We start from the raw sequence: 19439 nt of genomic DNA, 5'->3' as shown, positions 1-19439 counted from the left end.
CATACAAATAATATATATCAATATTCGCTTCATAAAAGTTTTCTTTTTTACCGTAACCTCCGGAAAAAACATTATTTTACTGAAAAAACAAAAAGTAAGGCTTCTCGCCTTACTTATTCATATCTTAAATGGGATAAAAACTTCATTATATTAGTTTCCTTTATAAGTTTCTGTACAAAAACAGGTTGTTCACTTATAAAAGACAACTCATGAAATAACTGCTTAGTAACTTCCTTACCATCACTCTTAACTGCTAACATAAATACGAGCGATACTTTCTCTACTCCCCAGTCCAACGGCTCCCTAAGCGTAGCCACTGCAATTGCGGATTGTTTAATTAGCTTAGGACTTCCGTGCGGGATAGCGACTCCTGCACCAATTGTCGTTGCTGACATTCTATCTCTAGCAATTGCACTTTCAATATACTCTTTCTCTACATATCCCTTTTCATAAAGAGATCTCGCCAATCTTTCAATTAATTCGTAACGATGTTCTACTTCTTGTTGTAAAAAGACTAAAAAAGGCGTTGTGTAATTCAATAACGCAAAGTCCTTATTTCCGTTAGACGGTAGTTCATCTAATTTCTTCATAAAATCCTCTAACTTACTTTCTTCACTCCGCTCTAATAAAGGAGATACAACAAAGTGAGGAATATTTAACGGCGGGAGATCTATCGTAGAAATAATAAGCTCTACCTTTTTATTTTTCATTAAGTATCCTTCTAAATCGGACTTTGCGATACAATCCATCACATGGACATACCGGAATTTCCTTTCGATTTTTGTCCGTAATAATTGCGACATCCCTATTCCCATATGACAAACAATAATTACATTTTTCGATACCTTTTTATCACTCAAACGATCCATTGCCGCCTGAAAATGTAAAGTAAGGTAGGCTGCTTCTTCCTCAGGGATTTGTAGACTTAATGATTTATTAATATCATCCAGCTCATGAATTAACATATCAAACATATACGGATACATTCGCTTAATTTCATGAAGCATCGGATTTGAGACAGAAAGATTATACTGCAAACGATTTAATGTCGTATACAAATGCATCTGTAATCCCTCTAATAAATACGGATCCTTCTCGAAATCAATTTCATTCAACCTAGTCATACGATCTATTAAATACGATACAATTTGTGAAAGCACAGGACTACTCACATTTAGCTTGTTTTTTCCCCATTCATCTTGATAGCGAAATTTCCCACCTAAAATATGAATGGCTAAATACGCTATCTCTTCTTCAGTAAAATGAACCGTAAATACAAACTCTAACCTTGCTAAAAAATCTAATGTCCAACCATACTCTTTCGTCTCCTGCACAACGTTCAAATCATCTTTAGACATCAAAATTGGTTGTTTTAACTTCATCCTCCGCACCATGATTAATGTATGTAATAAAAGATTCTCTAACGTATCATCTGTAAAAAACGTACCATATCTTTGTTGTAATGCTTTCAATTCATTCATTAATTTACGATTATGAATTAAATCTGATAGTTTAGCTAATGCCTTCCTCTTACTTCTCTCATCGCTCTCTACCGTTAATCCTATCCTTTGCTTTACAACTAAATCTAACCCTAATTCTTCAAGCCACGTTTCAATTCTCTCTAAATCTTTCTTAACCGTAGCTCTATTAACAAAATATTGCTCAGCAAGCTCCTGCACTGTAACCGGCTTAACATTCATCAACAAGCTATATGCAATTTGCAACACTCTCTCCTCGTCTGATGCATAGCCTACATCCTGTTTTACAGCATACAATTTATTGAACAAACGGGACTTATCATAATCCTTAATTTCTAAACAGATACCTAAACCCGGTCTCCGAATAAGAAGTGCATCTGAATACTTCTCTAAATATCCCTCAATCACCTTAAAATCATTACGAATCGTCTTCTCCGAACATCCTACCCTATCAGCAAGCTCCTGCACTAACAAATACTCATTAGACTCAGATAATAAAACTTGTAAAATTTCTTGTTGCCTTTTATTCATCTGCTTCACCTGTTTCTCCTATCCTTTACAAACGATATATTACTAACTTAGTGTATTTATCATAGCATATTGGTAGATTAGTGAATCAGTGGATTTTATAGTTTGAAATTTGTTCATAAAAAAGAAGAGTTCGATATTCAACCTAACTCTTCTTTTTTATTATAAACGATTCATAATGTCTTTTTTAATAGTAAGTAACTTTTGCTTACTATTTTGTAAAGAACTATCTTTTACACCAAAGTAGGACTTAATCTTCGGCTCAGTTCCAGATGGACGTAGGCAGAACCATGAACCATCCTCTAATTGATATTTTAACACATTTGATTTCGGTAAGTGAATCTCTTCTTTATGTCCATCTTGTAAAGATGTAACAATGCTTGCTTTATAGTCTTCCACTGCTACGACTGTTAAGCTCGCTACTTCTTTCGGAGGATTCTCACGGAACGTTGCCATCATCTCTTGGATTTTTTCCGCTCCATCTTTTCCTTTTAACGTTAACGATACAAGGTCTTCACGGAAGAATTCGTATTTCTCAAATACTTCTAATAGACCGTCATATAACGTTTTCCCTTGTGATTTGTAGTATGCAGCTACTTCACATGCAAATAGGACAGATTGTACTGCATCTTTATCACGGCAGAATGGACGGATTAAGATTGAGTTTATTGTTTTCCTTCTACTATTTTCAGACCTCTTAATTATAAAAGGAAAAGGTATACGATAACTCGTACACCTTTTATCTCTCCTTCATTACTTAGCTACAAAATAATCAGTTACATATTTCGCCCAAATATCATGTCCTTTTGCACTCGGGAAACCGAATTCTTCTTGTAGGTATGGTAAAATTGCTTTCTTTGAAGCATCTGGCCATGCTCCCCAATGATCAATATATGTATAATTATTTTGCGTCGCAAATTGTTTTAACGCTTCAATCGCTTTCGGATAATTCTTCGCACCATACACTGGATTTGATGGTTGAATCATAATTGTAGCACCCTTTGCACTAGTAGAAAGTGCTTGAACAAATTTTTGTGTATTCGCGACAGAGTTCCCATTACCAGTTTTACCGTTATCAGTAATAAATGGTGGCTCAAATAAAATCACATCTGGATTCTCTTTCGCAATCTCTTTATCACGCTTATTCGCGATTAACTCTTCTGTACTCTCACCCTTATATTCCTTTACAGTCACATTCCATAAACCTTTACCGTAAGCAGTTTCTAAATTAGACGTTAACTTAGCTGCCCAAGCACCTTTTTCAGATGAAGAAGCTTCGTCACCAACAATAACAAGATTTACTGCCTTTTTATCTGCAACAGCTTTCTTTAACTTCTCTTTCACTGCATCTGGCAAGTTCTTCGCATATGCTTCATTAAAAGATGACTTCGTATCTTGTTTTTTCTCTTCCTTTTTCTCTTCTTTTTTCTCTTCTTTCTTCGCTCCGCTATCTTTCACTTCAGCCTTTGTTTTCGTTACTTCACTCGTTTGTGTTTGTCCTGTTGCATTCGCAATCTTCTTATTCCAGTATAGTTTACCACTCACAATCGAAGCTACAAACAATACAAAAATAACAAGGACAAGTACTGCTTTCTTATTCATCGATTCACCTCATCTATTAATCTCACAATATATAATACTAATATAAATCCATGCAAAAATAAACCCAACTCCTTCCAAAGGAGTTGGGTTATTACATATTACTTAGTCACTTCAAGATGCACTCTTAACTTATTCGTTAAATCTTGTTTTGCTGCATCCGGAACATAGTAGTACCAAATACCATCAGCAGCTTTGTGTCCATCACCTGGGATTTGGATATCCTCACTATTTTTCAAACACTCTTTATAGTTCTTTTGCATATCAAACATTTGATCTTGCGTTAAGTTTGTCTTCACGTTCTTTTGAATTGCTGTAAGTACATCTCCATAGCTTGCTAAAGAGGAGAAATTTGCGCCCTTCTTAATAACAGCTTGCATTACTTGGCGTTGACGCATTTGACGTCCGAAGTCACCACGCGGGTCTTCTTTACGCATGCGTGTAAATGCTAGAGCTTGATCACCTGTTAAATGCACATTACCTTTAGCAAAGTGATGACCATTTTGTGTAAACTCTAAATCATTATTTACATCTACTCCACCTACTGCATCGACAATATCTTTAAACCCTTCCATATTCACTTCAATATAGTAATTGATAGGAATATTTAAGAAATTTTCTACTGTGGCTACAGACATATCTACACCACCAAATGCGTAAGCATGGTTGATTTTATCACTTTTGCCTTTTCCAACAATCTCTGTATATGTATCACGAGGGATACTTACTGTTTTCATTGAATTATTCTTAGGGTTTAATGTGATGACCATTAAAGAATCTGAACGTCCTTTGTCTTCACCACGTTCATCGGCCCCTAATAATAGGATTGAAACTGGTGCTGATTTACTGATTTTTTCTTCCTGTTTATTACCTTCATCACGCTTTAATGGTTTATGAACTTCATCTAATGTTTTTGAGACTTTTGAGTACACATTATAGGCATATACTCCACCACCTATAATCATTACCCCTATAATCCCTAATATCCATAATAGGATTTTCTTTTTCATTGCTATAGACCTCTTCTTTCATTTATTCTGAATAAATACTCAGATAATACTAAAACTAATTTAGTCTATTATACTAAGAATGGAATTCTATAACTAGTATATTCTCTGCTCAGTAACCAAGCTTTTAATCATGTTACTTTATAATAATCTACATACCAATCAGCAAACTCTTGTAATCCTTTTTGGATAGATGTCTCAGGTTTAAAATCAACAGCTTTTTGCAATAAATCCGTTGATGCATAAGTAGCTGGTACATCTCCTGGTTTTATGGGCTCAAACACCTTATCAAACTCCACTTCTCTTCCCAAAGCTTGACCTAATGCTTTCTCTAACGTTTCGATAAACACCATTAGTTTTTCAGGATTATTATTTCCAATATTGAATACTTTATGTTCAACATCACCTTCAGGCGGATTACTCAAAAGACGTTGGATTCCTTCAACAATATCATCTATATAAGTAAAATCACGATATAGATCGTTTTTAAAATCACCATTATTAAATATTTTAATTGAATCGCCAGCAAAATATTTATCAGTAAAACCAAAGTAAGCCATATCTGGGCGCCCCATTGGACCATATACTGTAAAGAACCGAAGTCCAGTTGCAGGGATTTTGTACAAATGACTATATGTATGTGCCATTAGTTCATTTGATTTCTTAGTAGATGCATAAAGTGATACTGGATTGTCCACAAAATCTGTTTCCTCAAACGGAACTTTTTTATTAGCACCATAAACAGAACTAGATGATGCATATACAAGGTGATCTACTGGATAATGTCTACAAGCTTCAAGGATATTATAAAAGCCAATAATATTACTTTGAATATATACATCTGGATTTTCAATTGAATATCTTACACCCGCTTGTGCAGCTAAATTTACAACAATATTAGGTTTGTTCTCTTCAAAAATCTGAGTAATCATATCTTTATCAGAAATATCACCTTTAATAAAAGTAAATTTTGCATACGGCTTTAGTTGTTCTAAACGAGCATATTTAAGATTTACATCATAATAGTCATTTATATTATCGACTCCTATTACTTGGCAACCTTCTTCTAATAATTCCTTACATAAGAAATATCCAACAAAGCCTGCCGCCCCAGTAACAAGGTATACTTTACTATTATCTAGAGGCTTGTAATTCAATATTATCCGACTCCTTCATACGTTCTCTATTTGTAGACTTTCTCCCTATAGAATGATACTCTATCCCAGCTTCTTGCATCGCTGGAACATCATAAATATTTCTTCCATCATATACTAGGGGGGTTCTCATTAATTTCTTATAACTTTTTGGAGTTAATTCTTTTACCTCTCCCCATTCTGTAAAAACAAAGCAAACGTTTGCACCCTCTAAAGCTTTTTCGACATTAGCAACATATGTAATATTACCATTCTTATTTTTACCCTCTGGATACACCTTAGCAAAGTTGTTTGCACCCACTGGATCAAACGCGTAAATATCTGCACCTTGCTCTAATAGTAGAGGGATATTTTCGAGAGAAGCAGCTTCTCTTAAGTCGTCTGTACCAGGCTTAAATGTCAACCCTAATACTGCCACTTTAAGACCATTAAAAGTAATTAGCCTTTGACTCGCTTTTTTGTATAATAAAGTCTTTTGATCTTTATTCACATCTATTGCAGCTTGTACTGTTCTTAATTCATAACCATTTTGTCTCGCTAAATATTCTAACGCCTTTGTATCTTTAGGGAAGCATGACCCTCCAAATCCAATACCAGCATTTAAAAATTTACTTCCAATACGCTCATCAAAACTCATACCTTTTGCAACGTCTTGGATATCTGCTCCAACTAGCTCACAAAGATTTGCAATATCATTCATATAAGAAATTTTAAGGGCTAAGAAATCATTAGAGGCATATTTAATCATTTCAGCTGAACGTCTGTTTACTGAAACGATTGGTAAATGAAATGGCTTATAAAGATTCGTTAATACCTCTTCTGCCCATTTACTTTCTGTACCGATAACAATTCTTTCTGCATATAACGTATCATGAACAGCGGAACCTTGAGCTAAAAATTCTGGGTTTGATGCCACTTCAACTTTCACATTATTAACTAAAAAGTCTTGAATAAACTGCTCTACTTTATCATTTGTTCCAATTGGAACAGTAGATTTTACAACAACAAGACAATCTTTTTCTACACTTTCGGCAATTTGTTTTGCCACAGTTGCAATATATGAAAGGTTTGCAGAACCATCAGCTTGCTCTGGGGTTCCAACTCCAATGAAAATAGCATCTGCACCTTTATATGCTGACTTGTAATCTGTTGTATAATTAATTCTTCCAGCACCATAATTTTTCTGCATTAATTCCTCTAAATCAGCTTCATAAATTGGTGAAACACCTGATTTCATTAACTCTACTTTTTTTTCATCAATATCAACACAAGTTACTTGATGCCCCACTTCTGCAAAACATACACCTGCTACTAAGCCTACATAACCTGTTCCTGCTACTGCTATTTTATACATAGCTATTGTCCTTTCTGTAACTCTTTAGCCATACCTAATTTATCTTTCCAAAATAAATTTAGACAGCTAAAAATCATAATTTTCCAAGGATTACACAAACAAAACGATCTAATTTTAATATTATCCATTAATTTTTATTTATTAACGATCCACAGTGTTCTTCTACTTCCTCCCACTGCATAAATATACGCACAATATCCTCCTCAATTAACTGAGAACCTGTTTGTACTTCAATAAATTCCATATCAGTATCAGCCTTAATGCCGTGTTTAGCCTGAACAGGAATTACCAATACGTCCCCAGCACTTACAGTACGAATTTCATCATTTAATGCAAATTGCCCTTTTCCTTTTATAATCGTCCATACTTCACTTCGAGCATAATGCTTTTGGTAACTTAAATTACATCCTGCCTTAACACCAATTCTTTTTGTTAAAACTTCATTTCCTTCATGGAATTGCGTATAGTCAAGAACTCTATACCAACCCCAACGACGTTCCTCATACATCGGGCGTTGGTTAAACCCCTTTAATATATCCTTTATTCTTGGACTAGAGCTTTTATCAGTTACTAATATACCATCAGGGCTTGCTGCAACAACTGCATCTTTAATACCTAATATGGTTACTGGAATATCTAACTCATTTATTAAATGAGTATTCATTGAGTCTTCACTAATAATTCCTTTACCTAAAATCTCTGTATCCATTTCTTCTGTTAACGTATTCCATGTACCCAAATCTTTCCAATCCCCATTATATGAAAGTGCAACTATTTTCCTAGCCTTTTCTACCACTTCATAGTCAAAGCTGATTTTTTCCATATTTTTATACTGTCCTATTAATTCTTCATATTGAACTGGTAAACCCTTTTTTCGTAACAAAGATATGATATATTCTAGTCTAAAGGCAAATACCCCACAATTCCATAAGGCATTATGCTCAATTAAATTTCTCGCATCATCGGCCGTTGGTTTTTCTTTAAAATGACTAACCTCAATATACTCACCTTCATTATTATTTACTGGCACTAAGTACCCATACTTTTCTGATGGGTAGGTGGGCTGCACTCCAATCAATGCAAGGTCCGCATCTGAATCATGTAATGTACTTTCCAAATTTTTTATTCTTTCAAAAAACTGATCATCAACATAAGGATCTACAGGTAAAACCCCTATTACTTCATTTAGGTCCGTCCCTTTGACCGAATAAAGATAGGTAGCCGCCAAGGCAATGGCTGGAAAAGTATCCCGACGCTCTGGTTCAATAATTAGTGGGACGTGATTTCCTAACTGACTATTAATCATATCTACTTGTGATTTACTAGTCGCTATTATTGTTGATTTATTTAAATTTACTCTTTCTAATTGTCTCCAAACCCTCTGAACCATAGATTCTAACTTTCCTTCATTATCCAAAACCCTTAAAAATTGTTTTGATCTAGAATCATTAGACAATGGCCATAAACGCTTCCCAGAACCACCTGATAATAAAATTAATTCCATTATTTACCCTCCAAAAAGAAAATCAAAATATGTGTAATTCGAACCACATTAAATACAAAATCCATACCAAACCTAATAAATTATTCTAATTTATTAGTAATATATTTACCAAAAAGGATAAGACATAGCGAATTCTAAAGCAAAAATGCTCAACTAAAACACATACTTATAGTTCACTTTAAATATCAATGTTAAGTCTCTAATTGTTCATTTTTTCATAGTGTTTTTTTGCCTTTAACATTTATCATTCTACTAATCTCTTTTATTCCTATCTTAAACATCTCTAAAGGATTCGTACTTAGCAAAGTTATTACTTCATATGGCCACATCCAATTATTGTAAAACATTTGAACGATACCTTGTCCTATAATTAATCCCCATATACCCAGGGGAGTTAATTCAATAAGTAGTATCGCCAAAATAACCCCCAAGAAACTTGAAATTAAAAAGGGTTTCATATATGTTACCCGATTTGTGTTAGATATAAATGATGCGTAATAAGAATGATGTTTAAGTAAAAAATCGTACATTGCCAATCCAAGTAATATCGGTATATTGAATGACAGATCTGAATTTACTAACTTAAATAAAGGTATTCCAATTATAACCAAAACAATTATACCTATCCAAAATAATATACAATACACCGTCATAGCGGTTGACATTAGTTTCTTCGAATCATACATCTTATTATTTATATATGCAGACTGCAAAGCCGGCTGGTATGCTGTATATAATGCCCCGGATATGGCTGAAGCGGCTGTAATTAATTGTATTGATATTGAATATATCCCTGTCGTTGTTAAATCAAAATAGATTGAAGCTATGATTACAGATGCTTGGCTTGTAAAATATCTAGATACTGAGACTAAACCATCTCGCCACGCATTATGCCATACTATACTAAAAGTTTCTTTTATATCCGAAAATTTAATTTCAATACAGGTATCCTTAATGCGTTTTCCTATATCTTCATAATTATAAAATGCTCTTTTAGATAAAATTCTAAATATGAATCCATAACCTAAATAAGCTATCGAAACTGCAATCAAACCAAATCCTTGAAATAAAAGTACAACAGAAACTATAATTTGTATTGTTCTAGATATAATATTAGCAATATTAGTTTCTCCAATTGCACCTACTCCACGTAAAAAAACGGTGTAGTATCCATAATAAATATTAAAAAATACAGCTACTATATAAATAAACCATGCCATAATATGGTTATAGCCATTGAGATTATGGGATACATTTAATATATATATTGTTCCTACTGTTAATAATATCAGCCCTGCAAGTAAAGAAATAATTAAATAAATTTTTTCACAGGTGATAATCACTTTTTTTAACAATCCTATGTTGGGTTCTTGGTTATTAACAAAAATAACATCTGTTCTATTTAATTTTTCGGCACCACTCCAACAATATGCAACATTTCTTGCCAGTGTCGGATTGAATCCAAAATCAAATAATGTAACTATTGCTCCAATACTTAAAAACACATACCATAAACCTAACTCCTCCCCACTCAGAAAATACGTCATAAATGGGAGTATTATAAAATTAGTCCCCAAAGTCATAAAGGTCCCAATGTAATTCCAAATAATATCATTCTTTCTTACTTTCATTAGTATTCGCATCCTTAAATGCACAATTGAATGCATCCTTAAATTTTTTTATAATCATTTTTTCATTATGATGCTTAATAAACTCATTAAAATCCTTATTAGTTGTTGTATTAAATTTAATACAATCTAACTTATCAAAAAATCCTCTTACATCATTAACCCCTATACATAAATTTGGATATTTCTCTTCGTAGTGTTTTACAATAGGTACATTATTTGCTATAACAACCTTATAATTAGATAATGCATCGTAAATGACTCCACTAACTCTATATTTGAAAGTATTAGGCAATGGTACAAAAACCGTTTTACATTTTTTTGTATAATAGTCATATTCCTCCTTAGGTAGATATCCAGATATCACCTTTAGGTTATCATTATCAAATTTATATTTTTTTGATCTTAATACAACATGTAAATTCGAATTCTTTAAATAATTTGTTTTTACTTCTTCATCAATTATCTGTTTTATAAACCCCTCATCATTACTGTTACTTAATCCGATACAGTCATATATAAAATTATCCTCGTCCGAAACTGAAGGGCTAAAAATCGGATGTGGGATTACATGAATTCTTTTTTCCTCTACCCCTATCTCATTTATTAAATACTCTTTAAAAAACTCCTCAAATACTATATGGTTCACCTTGTTCATATAAGTTTTGAACAAGAACCTTTTTATTTTACTATTTAGTTCATCTATATTTTTATGATGTAAAATAAAAGTATTATTGGATTTTATCCATAACCAGCCTAATGCAAATGCTATTGTATCAAATGTCAAAACAACTTTAATGCTGTCTTTATTATTTGTAATTGCTTTTTTAGTTTTTATCATAGAAATAAGGGATTGTAATTTCCTAGTCACCATATTATTTCCATCATCCTTAATAGGTATTTCCTCAAGCTCAATACCTATCCAATCCCTTTTATAATCTGAGTAATAATTATCTTTTGCCACAACTTTAACATGCCCTACGTGTGTGAGATATTGGATTATGTTATTGTATAACGCAACATGATTTTTCGGAAAAAGATAGTCTAGTATTAAAATATTCACTTTAATCCCCTCTCGTTTTTATATAAAACCTTAAATTTTATACTTTTCATTCACTTTTCTTTTTACAGGATATTTTTTCCTTATCTAAATCCAGCAAACCTATTATTAAAGCTGTGACACCAAAAATTGATATCGTTACTGAATATGAGTAAAAAAGTAAAAACCAAAAACCACCAATCATCATCCATGGAGATTTATGAAATTTAGAAATAATAATCTTAAACATCCATACAAAAAATACTAGACCTATAACTCCATTGGTTAGATATAAAGTATTAAATGTTTCATGCATCATATAGTAAAGGCCATTATTAAGTTGCCACGCTGAATACGCAAACTCATCTGCTCCAATAAACAAAGATAAATTATCTTGTATCGTCCCTAAATAGCCTTTACCTGTCAAAACAAACCAAGGCTTTTCAAAATATTCACTGGTTATGTTAAAAATTTGTGTGATTCTCATTTTAGGAGAACTAGGCATATTATCTAACCAACCACTTCCAAATAAAAACATTGAAGAAGCTTGTTCTAATTTTGTCGAAAATAAAAAACTATTCCCAGATATAGATGGTACAATAAATTTTAATGATAAATATATAGTAAAGAAACCTATTATTAATGTGAAAAACGTAGCAATATACCGTTTTCTTCTTAATTGTATAATTAATATCGCCATAGGTACTAGCATAGCTGTAAGAATCATTTTTCCATTTGTATTATAGATTAGTCCCAATATTAATACAGTACCTGTAATTAACACCAAAATAACCTTCATTTTCTTGTTATAATCCTTATAAAAAGGTAACAAGATTGTGCAGATTAATAACATTATGATGTTACTTACTTGTAGAGAAGGTAATCCTCCCCTATTCCCATAATTCCCAAACAAAAGTGAGCTTACAAGAGTAACTGCAAGACTAACAATAATCGCTAATAAACATTGCTTTATTTCATTCATTTCTTTCAAATTATGTTTGACTATTGTATAAATAACTAGTACCTCTATCGCTACAAGTATAAACATATAACTAGCATCAATAAACATACTAAAGCTTGTAATTTTGCTTAAAATGTTATTATCATTTATTAGTAAGCAAAATAATCCCATAAAGAAAGCTACAGGTGTTAATATATATACTCCTTTTATAAATACACCTGTATAACCTTTCGTCTTAAAGGGATTTTGTATAGACCCATTTATTATGAATTTTAAAAATGGTAGCAAAATGAATATTACACCCAAATTAATACCCACTATTTTAAATTCTTTAAATCCATAAAATTTATCTACGCCAACAAATAAAGCTGATTCCATACTTGTACTCAGGAATATAACATAAAGACATAAATATTTAACATCTTGTCCTTTTATTAAACACCTAATTAACAAAAATATTTGTACAGCAGCCAATAAACACATAATAGGGAAATTAGCATAATATAAACTATTCAATAAACTAACTATACTTGCTATAAGTATATAATTTATATTAAATACCTTTACTTCATACTCTTCTGATTTATCCATCTTTATAGCTCTTCCTTTTCAGATTCCTATTTATCAAGTTTATACTGCTTAATAAAATCTACTAACGTTTCATCAAAACTTATTTTGCTTAAAAGTTCTTCTGCTCTATGATTCAATTGTTTTTTATTATTAGAATCATTTATATACTCAATTATTTTTTCATCACACTCGCTATTAATATCAATAGAAATCCCTAGATTAAATTCTTTTACTTGATTTGCTACATCGAATACAAAAGGAGTTGTTATAATTTTCATGCCACTTTGCACGTATTCAAGAAACTTATTAGGATATGCAACATTATTTGTAATAAAATCTTTCCGGATTAAAAAGGCATAATCACCCGCGCATAATACCTTTTCTACATCTTGGGCATTTACACTATCTGTAATAATCTCTGAATATCCTTTAATCATAGGTGAAATTTTTTCTATTTGATGAGATAAAATTAGTAACTTAACCTTCGCATTAGACTTGGATTTTATATTAGAAAAAATCTTGATAGATTCATTAATACATTGCCAAGGAGAAAAGCCACCTGAATATATAAATAATACTTCATCTGCCTTCACATTATATTTTTTTCGATATTTTTCCCTATTGATTAATTTAATCTCTGGATCATTCCTTTTATTTTCAATCGCACATGGAACTACATAATGTTTAAAATTTTTCAGGTTATATTCTTTATCTAAGTAGTCTGCTAATGCATTTGAAACTACTAAAGAACCATCTAATTGATGTAAGTACTTACGTTCACTATTTTTAACATAATTGTACAAAAAGGATTTATATGTTTTTTGTATCACATTACCACTGTTGAATTCTAATAATTCTTCTTTTGCTCCATGAATATCCGCTATTATTGGTAGATCCTTTCGATTTTTCTTTATTATCGGTGCAAATGAAAATGTACCGATACCCGATAAAATAACGCACTTATAGTTCTCTGTTTTTATAAGTTCAATGAGTAACCTCTTACTTTTTTTAAACGCACTATAAACACTAATTGGATTATGTTGGTTACATGAAATAGGAATAACTCTGCTATTGTTTCCTATTTCTTCATTTCTTGACCTAATCTTCTTTTCATCACAAATTACAATGAAATCGGTTGTAATATTCCATTTTTCATATAAGGCCTTTGCCCGATTTTTTATCAATCGTAACTCACCACAAGTATTAAGTACATTTCTTGTGGTAATAAATAAGATCTTATTCATATCTAATCTCCTTATATTAAACTCAAAAAATTGCTACCAAATATATTTATTATTCTATATACATTTTTTTATTTCTTCTAAATATGCATTAATAACAATTTCCCTATTAAATTCCCTTTCCACTTTAACTCTACCATTTATACCCATTTTCTTTTTGGAAATATAGTCTAATTCCAAAAACCCCTCCATTTTCTCTATAAGATCTTGGCTGTCTTGTTGTTTTACAATATATCCATTAAATCCAGCTTCAACTATTTCACGACAACCACTTCGATTAGTGGTAATAACAGGTCTACCACAAGCGGCACTTTCCAGTAAAACATTTGACATTCCCTCTGGATAATATGTTGGGTGTATTGTACAATGAGAGATTTTATGGAACGCTCTTATATCACTTTGCATTCCATGATATTGGATAATACCCCCATCTTGCATTTCTATTATTTTTTTTTCATACGCATCCTCACAAAAACCTAAAATATGAAAGATTGTATTTGGATACTTTTCTTTAATATATTTAGCGGCATCTAAATACTGATCAATACCTTTTTCTTTCATTACACGAGCAATGAACAAAAAATTTACTACTGTATCTGATGGATACTCTAACATAGAATAGTAATTAAGATTAACCCCTGATCCCGGTATCAATCTACCTCTACCATCAATAATTTTTTTTCTGAAAAAAAAGTCTTTGTTTTCTTTATTTTGAAAGAATATACATTTCGCATCTGTTAATGCTAATTTATATAAAGATAAGGTGATTTTTTGCAGGAACCCCTCTTTTTCTACAGCCGTTCCCAATCCCGTAATATTTGTTATATATGGAACACTACTTAACTTACAAGCTAAACCACCATAAACGTTAGGCTTTATCGTATACGTTAAAACTACATCCGGTTTTACATCTTTAATAATTTTTTTATAATTAATAAATAACTTTAAATCAGTTATTGGATTAGTACCTCTTCTACTAATTGGTGTATCAATGAACTCACATCCTATTTCCTTCAATTGATGTATAAATTCACCATCCGGAAGTGAGATATAAACTTTATATTCTTTCACTAATTCTTGTATAAGTTCTTTTCTAAATTTATATAATCCAACATCGTTATTCGCTAATATTAAAACCTTTTTCATTTTATAATCTCCTAGATGGAACCCCTACATAAGTCCCTAATTCAGTTATATCCTTAACAATAACGGTTCCTGCACCAATCCTACAACCACTGGCAATATTAATATTATTACTTACCACAGTGCCAATACCTAGCCAAGTACCTTTTCCAACCTTTATTGTACCCGCTAAATGTGTACCTGGAGATATATGCACATAATCTTCAATAATATTATCATGATCTATTGTAGAAGCAGTATTAATGATGCAACCTTTTCCGATTTGAGTACAGCAATTAATTACTGTACCCGCCATAACTACTGTACCCGGTTCCAGAGAAACTTGTGCTCCAATAATTGCATTTGGATGAATTAAAACTGGTATACTCGCTCCCTGAGACTCAAGTTGCTCTTGAATATTTTCGCGTATAGTATTATTGCCAACACCCACAAAAATATCGTAATCCTTTATATATCTCGGAAGGTCCGTTGAATTCCCAATAATTTCTATGCCCATTGAAACTTTCACATTCTCACTATCATCAAGAAAGGCAACATACTCCCACTTATTCATTTTTAATGCAATATCAGCTATAACCTTTCCATGTCCGCCAGCACCTATTATAAGAAGTTTTGTTTTCATAGCTCCATACTTCCTTTTTGATTTCCCTTAAAAGGTTCCATCGTAACAGCAGTTTCTGAATTGATTCCTTCTCTTATAAAAACCTTCTTAATTGTTAAAAGGATAATCTTCCAATCTGTAGTGAAACTTACATTATCTACATACTCTACATCATAATTAAACTTTTCTTCCCAACTAATAGTATTACGACCATTAACTTGTGCTAAACCCGATAATCCAGGCCTAACTTCATGGCGACGCTTTTGATGTTCATTATATAGTGGTAAGTACTGAACTAATAAGGGCCTTGGCCCTATAATTGACATATCACCTTTAAAAATGTTAAAAAGCCCCGGTAATTCATCTAGTGATGTCGAACGTAAAAATTTACCGAACTTAGTAAGCCTTATGCTATCAGGTAGTAACTCACCATTTTCATTTTTTTCATCTGTCATTGTTCTAAATTTATACATTTTAAAAATAGTTCCATTTAATCCTGGTCTCTCTTGTTTAAATAATACCGGACTACCCAATCTTGTTTTTACAAGAAAGGCCACTATAAGGAATACTGGACTAAGCATTATAATAGCAATTAAAGACAGTATAAAATCCATCGGCCTTTTTATAAACCTACCATAGATGCCAACTTTAGAACTCCTCATTATGCTATCCACAACCCTTTAATAATTTTCACAACTTTTTCTAGATCTGCTTCTGTCATCTTCGTATCGCTTGGTAAACATATACCATTCTCAAAAAGTTTTTCTGATACATCTGTACCAACAAAATCATATTTCTCAAAGAACGGTTGCATATGCATTGGCTTCCAAACCGGTCTAGATTCAACATTTTCTTTTTCAAGGGCTTCCATCACATCTATTGGACGGACCTTACCGTTTAGTGTCATAGAACTTAGCCAATAGTTTGGTTCATTCCACTCATTACTAGGCATAAATTCAATTCCTTCAAGATTTCCTAATTCTCTCTTATACAAATCAAATATGTATCTTTTCTTTTGAACCCTTTGATCTAATACTTTAAGTTGCCCTCTACCAATTCCAGCAACTACATTACTCATACGATAGTTAAATCCTAATTCACTGTGTTGATAATGTCTTGCCTGGTCTCTACTTTGAGTAGCCCAAAACCTTACCTTTGAAACTCTTTCTTCATCATTAGAAACAAGCATACCGCCACCAGAAGTAGTAATGATTTTATTGCCATTAAAAGAAAAAATACCATACTCTCCAAAACTACCTGTATGTTTACCTTTATAATAAGTTCCCAAAGATTCAGCAGCATCTTCAATTAAAGTAACATCGTATTTTTTACAAAGTTCAACAATCTTATCCATATCCGCAGACAGACCATAAAGGTGAACTACGATAACCGCCTTTACATTTGGATACTTTTTAAAAGCCTCTTCTAATGCTTTAGGACACATATTCCAAGTTTCATAATCGCTATCTATGAAAACAGGAATAGCATTTTGATAAATGATCGGATTTGCTGTAGCTGAGAATGTAAGTGTTTGACAAAAAACAACATCACCTTCTCCTACTCCAGCCGCTTTTAATGCCATATGAATTGCAGCTGTTCCAGAAGATAGTGCTGCTGCTGCATTAGATCCTACTTTCATAGCTAATTCTCTTTCAAATCCATTTACATTTTCCCCAAGTGGTGCAATCCAATTTGTATCGAAAGCTTCCTTCACATAATGCATTTCATAACCTTCGTCACTCATATGTGGCGATGAAAGAAATATTCTGTCTCCCATTTTTAAAACTTCCTTCCCTTGAATTAATTTTTAATATTTACTTTATTATTTGCAATATCTAATAGTCGTTCTCTTATTTCTTCTTTACTAATTCCTTCAAAGTCATTCATAAACTGCCTTAAAATCCCTTGATCGATTAAAACAGCTTTTCCTATATGAATTTTAGGGAAAATTTGTTCGGGATGAATTTCACCTTCATTTAATAACTCTTCATACATTTTTTCACCTGGTCTTAATCCAGTAAATTCAATTCCAATTTCCTCAATAGAAAAACCTGAAAGAGTAATTAAATTTTTAGCTAAATCTACAATCTTTACTGGGGCCCCCATATCTAGCACGAACAATTCTCCACCCCTAGCCAGTGTGCCTGCCTGAATAACTAATCTTGAAGCTTCTGGTATTGTCATAAAGTAACGAATCATATCAGGGTGAGTAACTGTTACAGGTCCACCCTTTTGAATTTGTTTCTTAAATAGAGGAATTACACTTCCCCTACTTCCAAGAACATTACCAAATCTAACCGCAACAAAACGTGTACCAGTACTAACCGATGCCATATGCTGCACAATCATTTCTGCAAATCGTTTTGTAGCTCCCATTACATTTGTCGGATTTACAGCTTTATCTGTAGAAACCATAACAAACGTATTCACTTTAAACGTATCTGCCGCTTCAGCTACATTTTTTGTACCAAAAATATTGTTTTTCACAGCTTCTTCTGGATTACGCTCCATTAAAGGAACATGCTTATGTGCAGCCGCATGATACACAATATACGGTTGATGCTTCTTCATTATTTCAAAGATTTTATGACGATCTTGAATATCAGCAATTTCTGTTGTTATTTCCACAGAATCTTTATAAGTGACTCTCATTTCCATCTCAATATTATAAATACTGTTCTCACCATGTCCTAAAAGAACAATTTTAGCTGGTTTATATTTCATCACTTGGCGACATATTTCTGATCCAATTGATCCACCAGCACCTGTTACTAAAATTGTTTTACCTGTAATCTTCTCTCCAATTCCTGCATCATCTAGCTTTATTGGTTCTCTCCCTAATAAATCCTCTACTTGTACATCACGGAATTCATTGACAGAGAGTTTACCATCTAAAAGGTCTTCTAGCATCGGCACAATTTGTGTTTTCGCCTTCGTTTTTCTACACTTCTCAAAAATCTCGTTTATTTGACCTCTACTTAATGAAGGGATTGCGATAATAATATGTTCTATATCATTATCTTCTACAATTTCTTGAATATGATTTGTTGTACCAACAACCGGTACATTATAAATTTCTAACTTTTGCTTATTTCTATCATCATCAACAAACGCAATTGGATATAAATCTGCTTCTTTATTATGCTGTAATTGACGTACTACCATTGTCCCTGCTGAACCCGCACCAATAATTAATGTTCGTTTTTTATCAGCAGCTTTTGTAATATACGTATCACGGAACATACGCCATACGAAACGAGAACCACCAATTAATAGTAAATGTAACATCCATGCGATTGCTAAAATTCGAACATAAATATCGTGATTAATAATTTGTTGAACAATTGCTGTTACAATAATGGAAAGTGTAATTGCTTTAAATATTTGTTTTAATTCACCAATACTTGCATATTCCCATGCCTTATTGTATAGCTTATAAATGGCAGCAAAAATATGATGACTACACAATAATGTAATAGAACTAATAATCACTGTCGCTGGGATTTTGTTTAGTACATTTGGATGTATAAACCAATAACTTAAATACACGGCAGTTAATACGATAAATGAATCTAATAAAATTAATAATGAGAGCCTTTTTCGATAACTCAATATACATGTTCCCTTCTTTA

The 19439-nt window shown here is 32.3% G+C and carries 15 protein-coding genes and 1 pseudogene; all 16 read right to left on the bottom strand.

Annotated features, from left to right (window positions below; translation table 11 throughout):
• Positions 1-113: 113 nt before the first annotated feature.
• The gene (locus ACQRBL_RS27535) at positions 114-2009 is read right to left on the bottom strand and encodes a BglG family transcription antiterminator (RefSeq protein ID WP_411995867.1); all 1896 of its coding nucleotides are present in this window, start codon (positions 2007-2009) and stop codon (positions 114-116) included.
• Positions 2010-2168: 159 nt separating this feature from the next.
• Positions 2169-2663: pseudogene (locus ACQRBL_RS27530) on the bottom strand (phospho-sugar mutase); the annotation flags it as partial.
• 96 nt (positions 2664-2759) lie between these two features.
• Positions 2760-3608 carry an SGNH/GDSL hydrolase family protein gene (locus tag ACQRBL_RS27525; RefSeq protein WP_327878918.1) on the bottom strand — a complete coding sequence of 283 codons (849 nt, stop codon included), beginning with the start codon at positions 3606-3608 and terminating at the stop codon, positions 2760-2762.
• A 98-nt stretch (positions 3609-3706) separates the two neighbouring features.
• Positions 3707-4615: a LytR family transcriptional regulator gene (locus tag ACQRBL_RS27520; RefSeq protein WP_097988134.1), complete on the bottom strand. Its 909-nt coding sequence runs from the start codon at positions 4613-4615 to the stop codon at positions 3707-3709.
• A gap of 128 nt (positions 4616-4743) precedes the next feature.
• The gene (locus ACQRBL_RS27515) at positions 4744-5769 is read right to left on the bottom strand and encodes an SDR family NAD(P)-dependent oxidoreductase (protein ID WP_097988135.1); all 1026 of its coding nucleotides are present in this window, start codon (positions 5767-5769) and stop codon (positions 4744-4746) included.
• The gene (locus ACQRBL_RS27510) at positions 5747-7120 is read right to left on the bottom strand and encodes a UDP-glucose dehydrogenase family protein (RefSeq protein WP_097988136.1); all 1374 of its coding nucleotides are present in this window, start codon (positions 7118-7120) and stop codon (positions 5747-5749) included. The genes ACQRBL_RS27515 and ACQRBL_RS27510 overlap by 23 nt, the downstream gene beginning before the upstream one ends.
• Before the next feature lie 127 nt (positions 7121-7247).
• On the bottom strand, positions 7248-8624 hold the full coding sequence (locus ACQRBL_RS27505; RefSeq protein ID WP_097988137.1) for a sugar phosphate nucleotidyltransferase: 1377 nt from the start codon (positions 8622-8624) through the stop codon (positions 7248-7250).
• Between the two features lie 215 nt (positions 8625-8839).
• Positions 8840-10255: an O-unit flippase-like protein gene (wzx, locus tag ACQRBL_RS27500; RefSeq protein ID WP_411995833.1), complete on the bottom strand. Its 1416-nt coding sequence runs from the start codon at positions 10253-10255 to the stop codon at positions 8840-8842.
• Positions 10236-11315, bottom strand: coding sequence for a glycosyltransferase family 4 protein (locus ACQRBL_RS27495; RefSeq protein WP_097988139.1), 1080 nt, complete (start codon positions 11313-11315; stop codon positions 10236-10238). The genes wzx and ACQRBL_RS27495 overlap by 20 nt, the downstream gene beginning before the upstream one ends.
• Positions 11316-11361: 46 nt before the next feature.
• Positions 11362-12843, bottom strand: a complete 1482-nt coding sequence (locus ACQRBL_RS27490) for a hypothetical protein (RefSeq protein ID WP_411995834.1) — start codon at positions 12841-12843, stop codon at positions 11362-11364.
• Positions 12844-12869: 26 nt separating this feature from the next.
• Positions 12870-14066 (bottom strand): glycosyltransferase, encoded by a 1197-nt coding sequence (locus tag ACQRBL_RS27485; RefSeq protein ID WP_097988141.1) that lies wholly within the window; start codon positions 14064-14066, stop codon positions 12870-12872.
• A 54-nt stretch (positions 14067-14120) separates the two neighbouring features.
• Entirely contained in the window at positions 14121-15209 is a 1089-nt protein-coding gene (locus ACQRBL_RS27480; protein ID WP_097988142.1) for a glycosyltransferase family 4 protein, read from the bottom strand.
• Between the two features lies 1 nt (position 15210).
• The gene (locus ACQRBL_RS27475; protein WP_097988143.1) at positions 15211-15828 is read right to left on the bottom strand and encodes an acetyltransferase; all 618 of its coding nucleotides are present in this window, start codon (positions 15826-15828) and stop codon (positions 15211-15213) included.
• Complete coding sequence (locus ACQRBL_RS27470; protein ID WP_097988144.1) at positions 15825-16469, bottom strand: sugar transferase; 645 nt, start codon at positions 16467-16469, stop codon at positions 15825-15827. The genes ACQRBL_RS27475 and ACQRBL_RS27470 overlap by 4 nt, the downstream gene beginning before the upstream one ends.
• The gene (locus tag ACQRBL_RS27465) at positions 16469-17584 is read right to left on the bottom strand and encodes a DegT/DnrJ/EryC1/StrS family aminotransferase (protein ID WP_097988145.1); all 1116 of its coding nucleotides are present in this window, start codon (positions 17582-17584) and stop codon (positions 16469-16471) included. Before ACQRBL_RS27465 ends, ACQRBL_RS27470 begins: the two co-directional genes overlap by 1 nt.
• Before the next feature lie 23 nt (positions 17585-17607).
• Entirely contained in the window at positions 17608-19419 is a 1812-nt protein-coding gene (locus ACQRBL_RS27460; RefSeq protein ID WP_097988146.1) for a polysaccharide biosynthesis protein, read from the bottom strand.
• Positions 19420-19439 lie beyond the last annotated feature (20 nt).

Origin of the sequence: Bacillus sp. AF62 (genome assembly GCF_050312695.1) — a bacterium.
Classification (GTDB): domain Bacteria; phylum Bacillota; class Bacilli; order Bacillales; family Bacillaceae_G; genus Bacillus_A; species Bacillus_A cereus.
This window is presented reverse-complemented; position numbering and strand designations above follow the sequence as displayed.

Coding starts and splice junctions, on each gene's coding strand:
- ACQRBL_RS27535 (WP_411995867.1), bottom strand. CDS start 2,009: ATGAATAAAAGGCAACAAGAAATTTTACAAGTTTTATTATCTGAGTCT.
- ACQRBL_RS27490 (WP_411995834.1), bottom strand. CDS start 12,843: ATGGATAAATCAGAAGAGTATGAAGTAAAGGTATTTAATATAAATTAT.
- ACQRBL_RS27485 (WP_097988141.1), bottom strand. CDS start 14,066: ATGAATAAGATCTTATTTATTACCACAAGAAATGTACTTAATACTTGT.
- ACQRBL_RS27505 (WP_097988137.1), bottom strand. CDS start 8,624: ATGGAATTAATTTTATTATCAGGTGGTTCTGGGAAGCGTTTATGGCCA.
- ACQRBL_RS27480 (WP_097988142.1), bottom strand. CDS start 15,209: ATGAAAAAGGTTTTAATATTAGCGAATAACGATGTTGGATTATATAAA.
- ACQRBL_RS27465 (WP_097988145.1), bottom strand. CDS start 17,584: ATGGGAGACAGAATATTTCTTTCATCGCCACATATGAGTGACGAAGGT.
- ACQRBL_RS27510 (WP_097988136.1), bottom strand. CDS start 7,120: ATGTATAAAATAGCAGTAGCAGGAACAGGTTATGTAGGCTTAGTAGCA.
- ACQRBL_RS27525 (WP_327878918.1), bottom strand. CDS start 3,608: ATGAATAAGAAAGCAGTACTTGTCCTTGTTATTTTTGTATTGTTTGTA.
- wzx (WP_411995833.1), bottom strand. CDS start 10,255: ATGAAAGTAAGAAAGAATGATATTATTTGGAATTACATTGGGACCTTT.
- ACQRBL_RS27475 (WP_097988143.1), bottom strand. CDS start 15,828: ATGAAAACAAAACTTCTTATAATAGGTGCTGGCGGACATGGAAAGGTT.
- ACQRBL_RS27520 (WP_097988134.1), bottom strand. CDS start 4,615: ATGAAAAAGAAAATCCTATTATGGATATTAGGGATTATAGGGGTAATG.
- ACQRBL_RS27470 (WP_097988144.1), bottom strand. CDS start 16,469: ATGAGGAGTTCTAAAGTTGGCATCTATGGTAGGTTTATAAAAAGGCCG.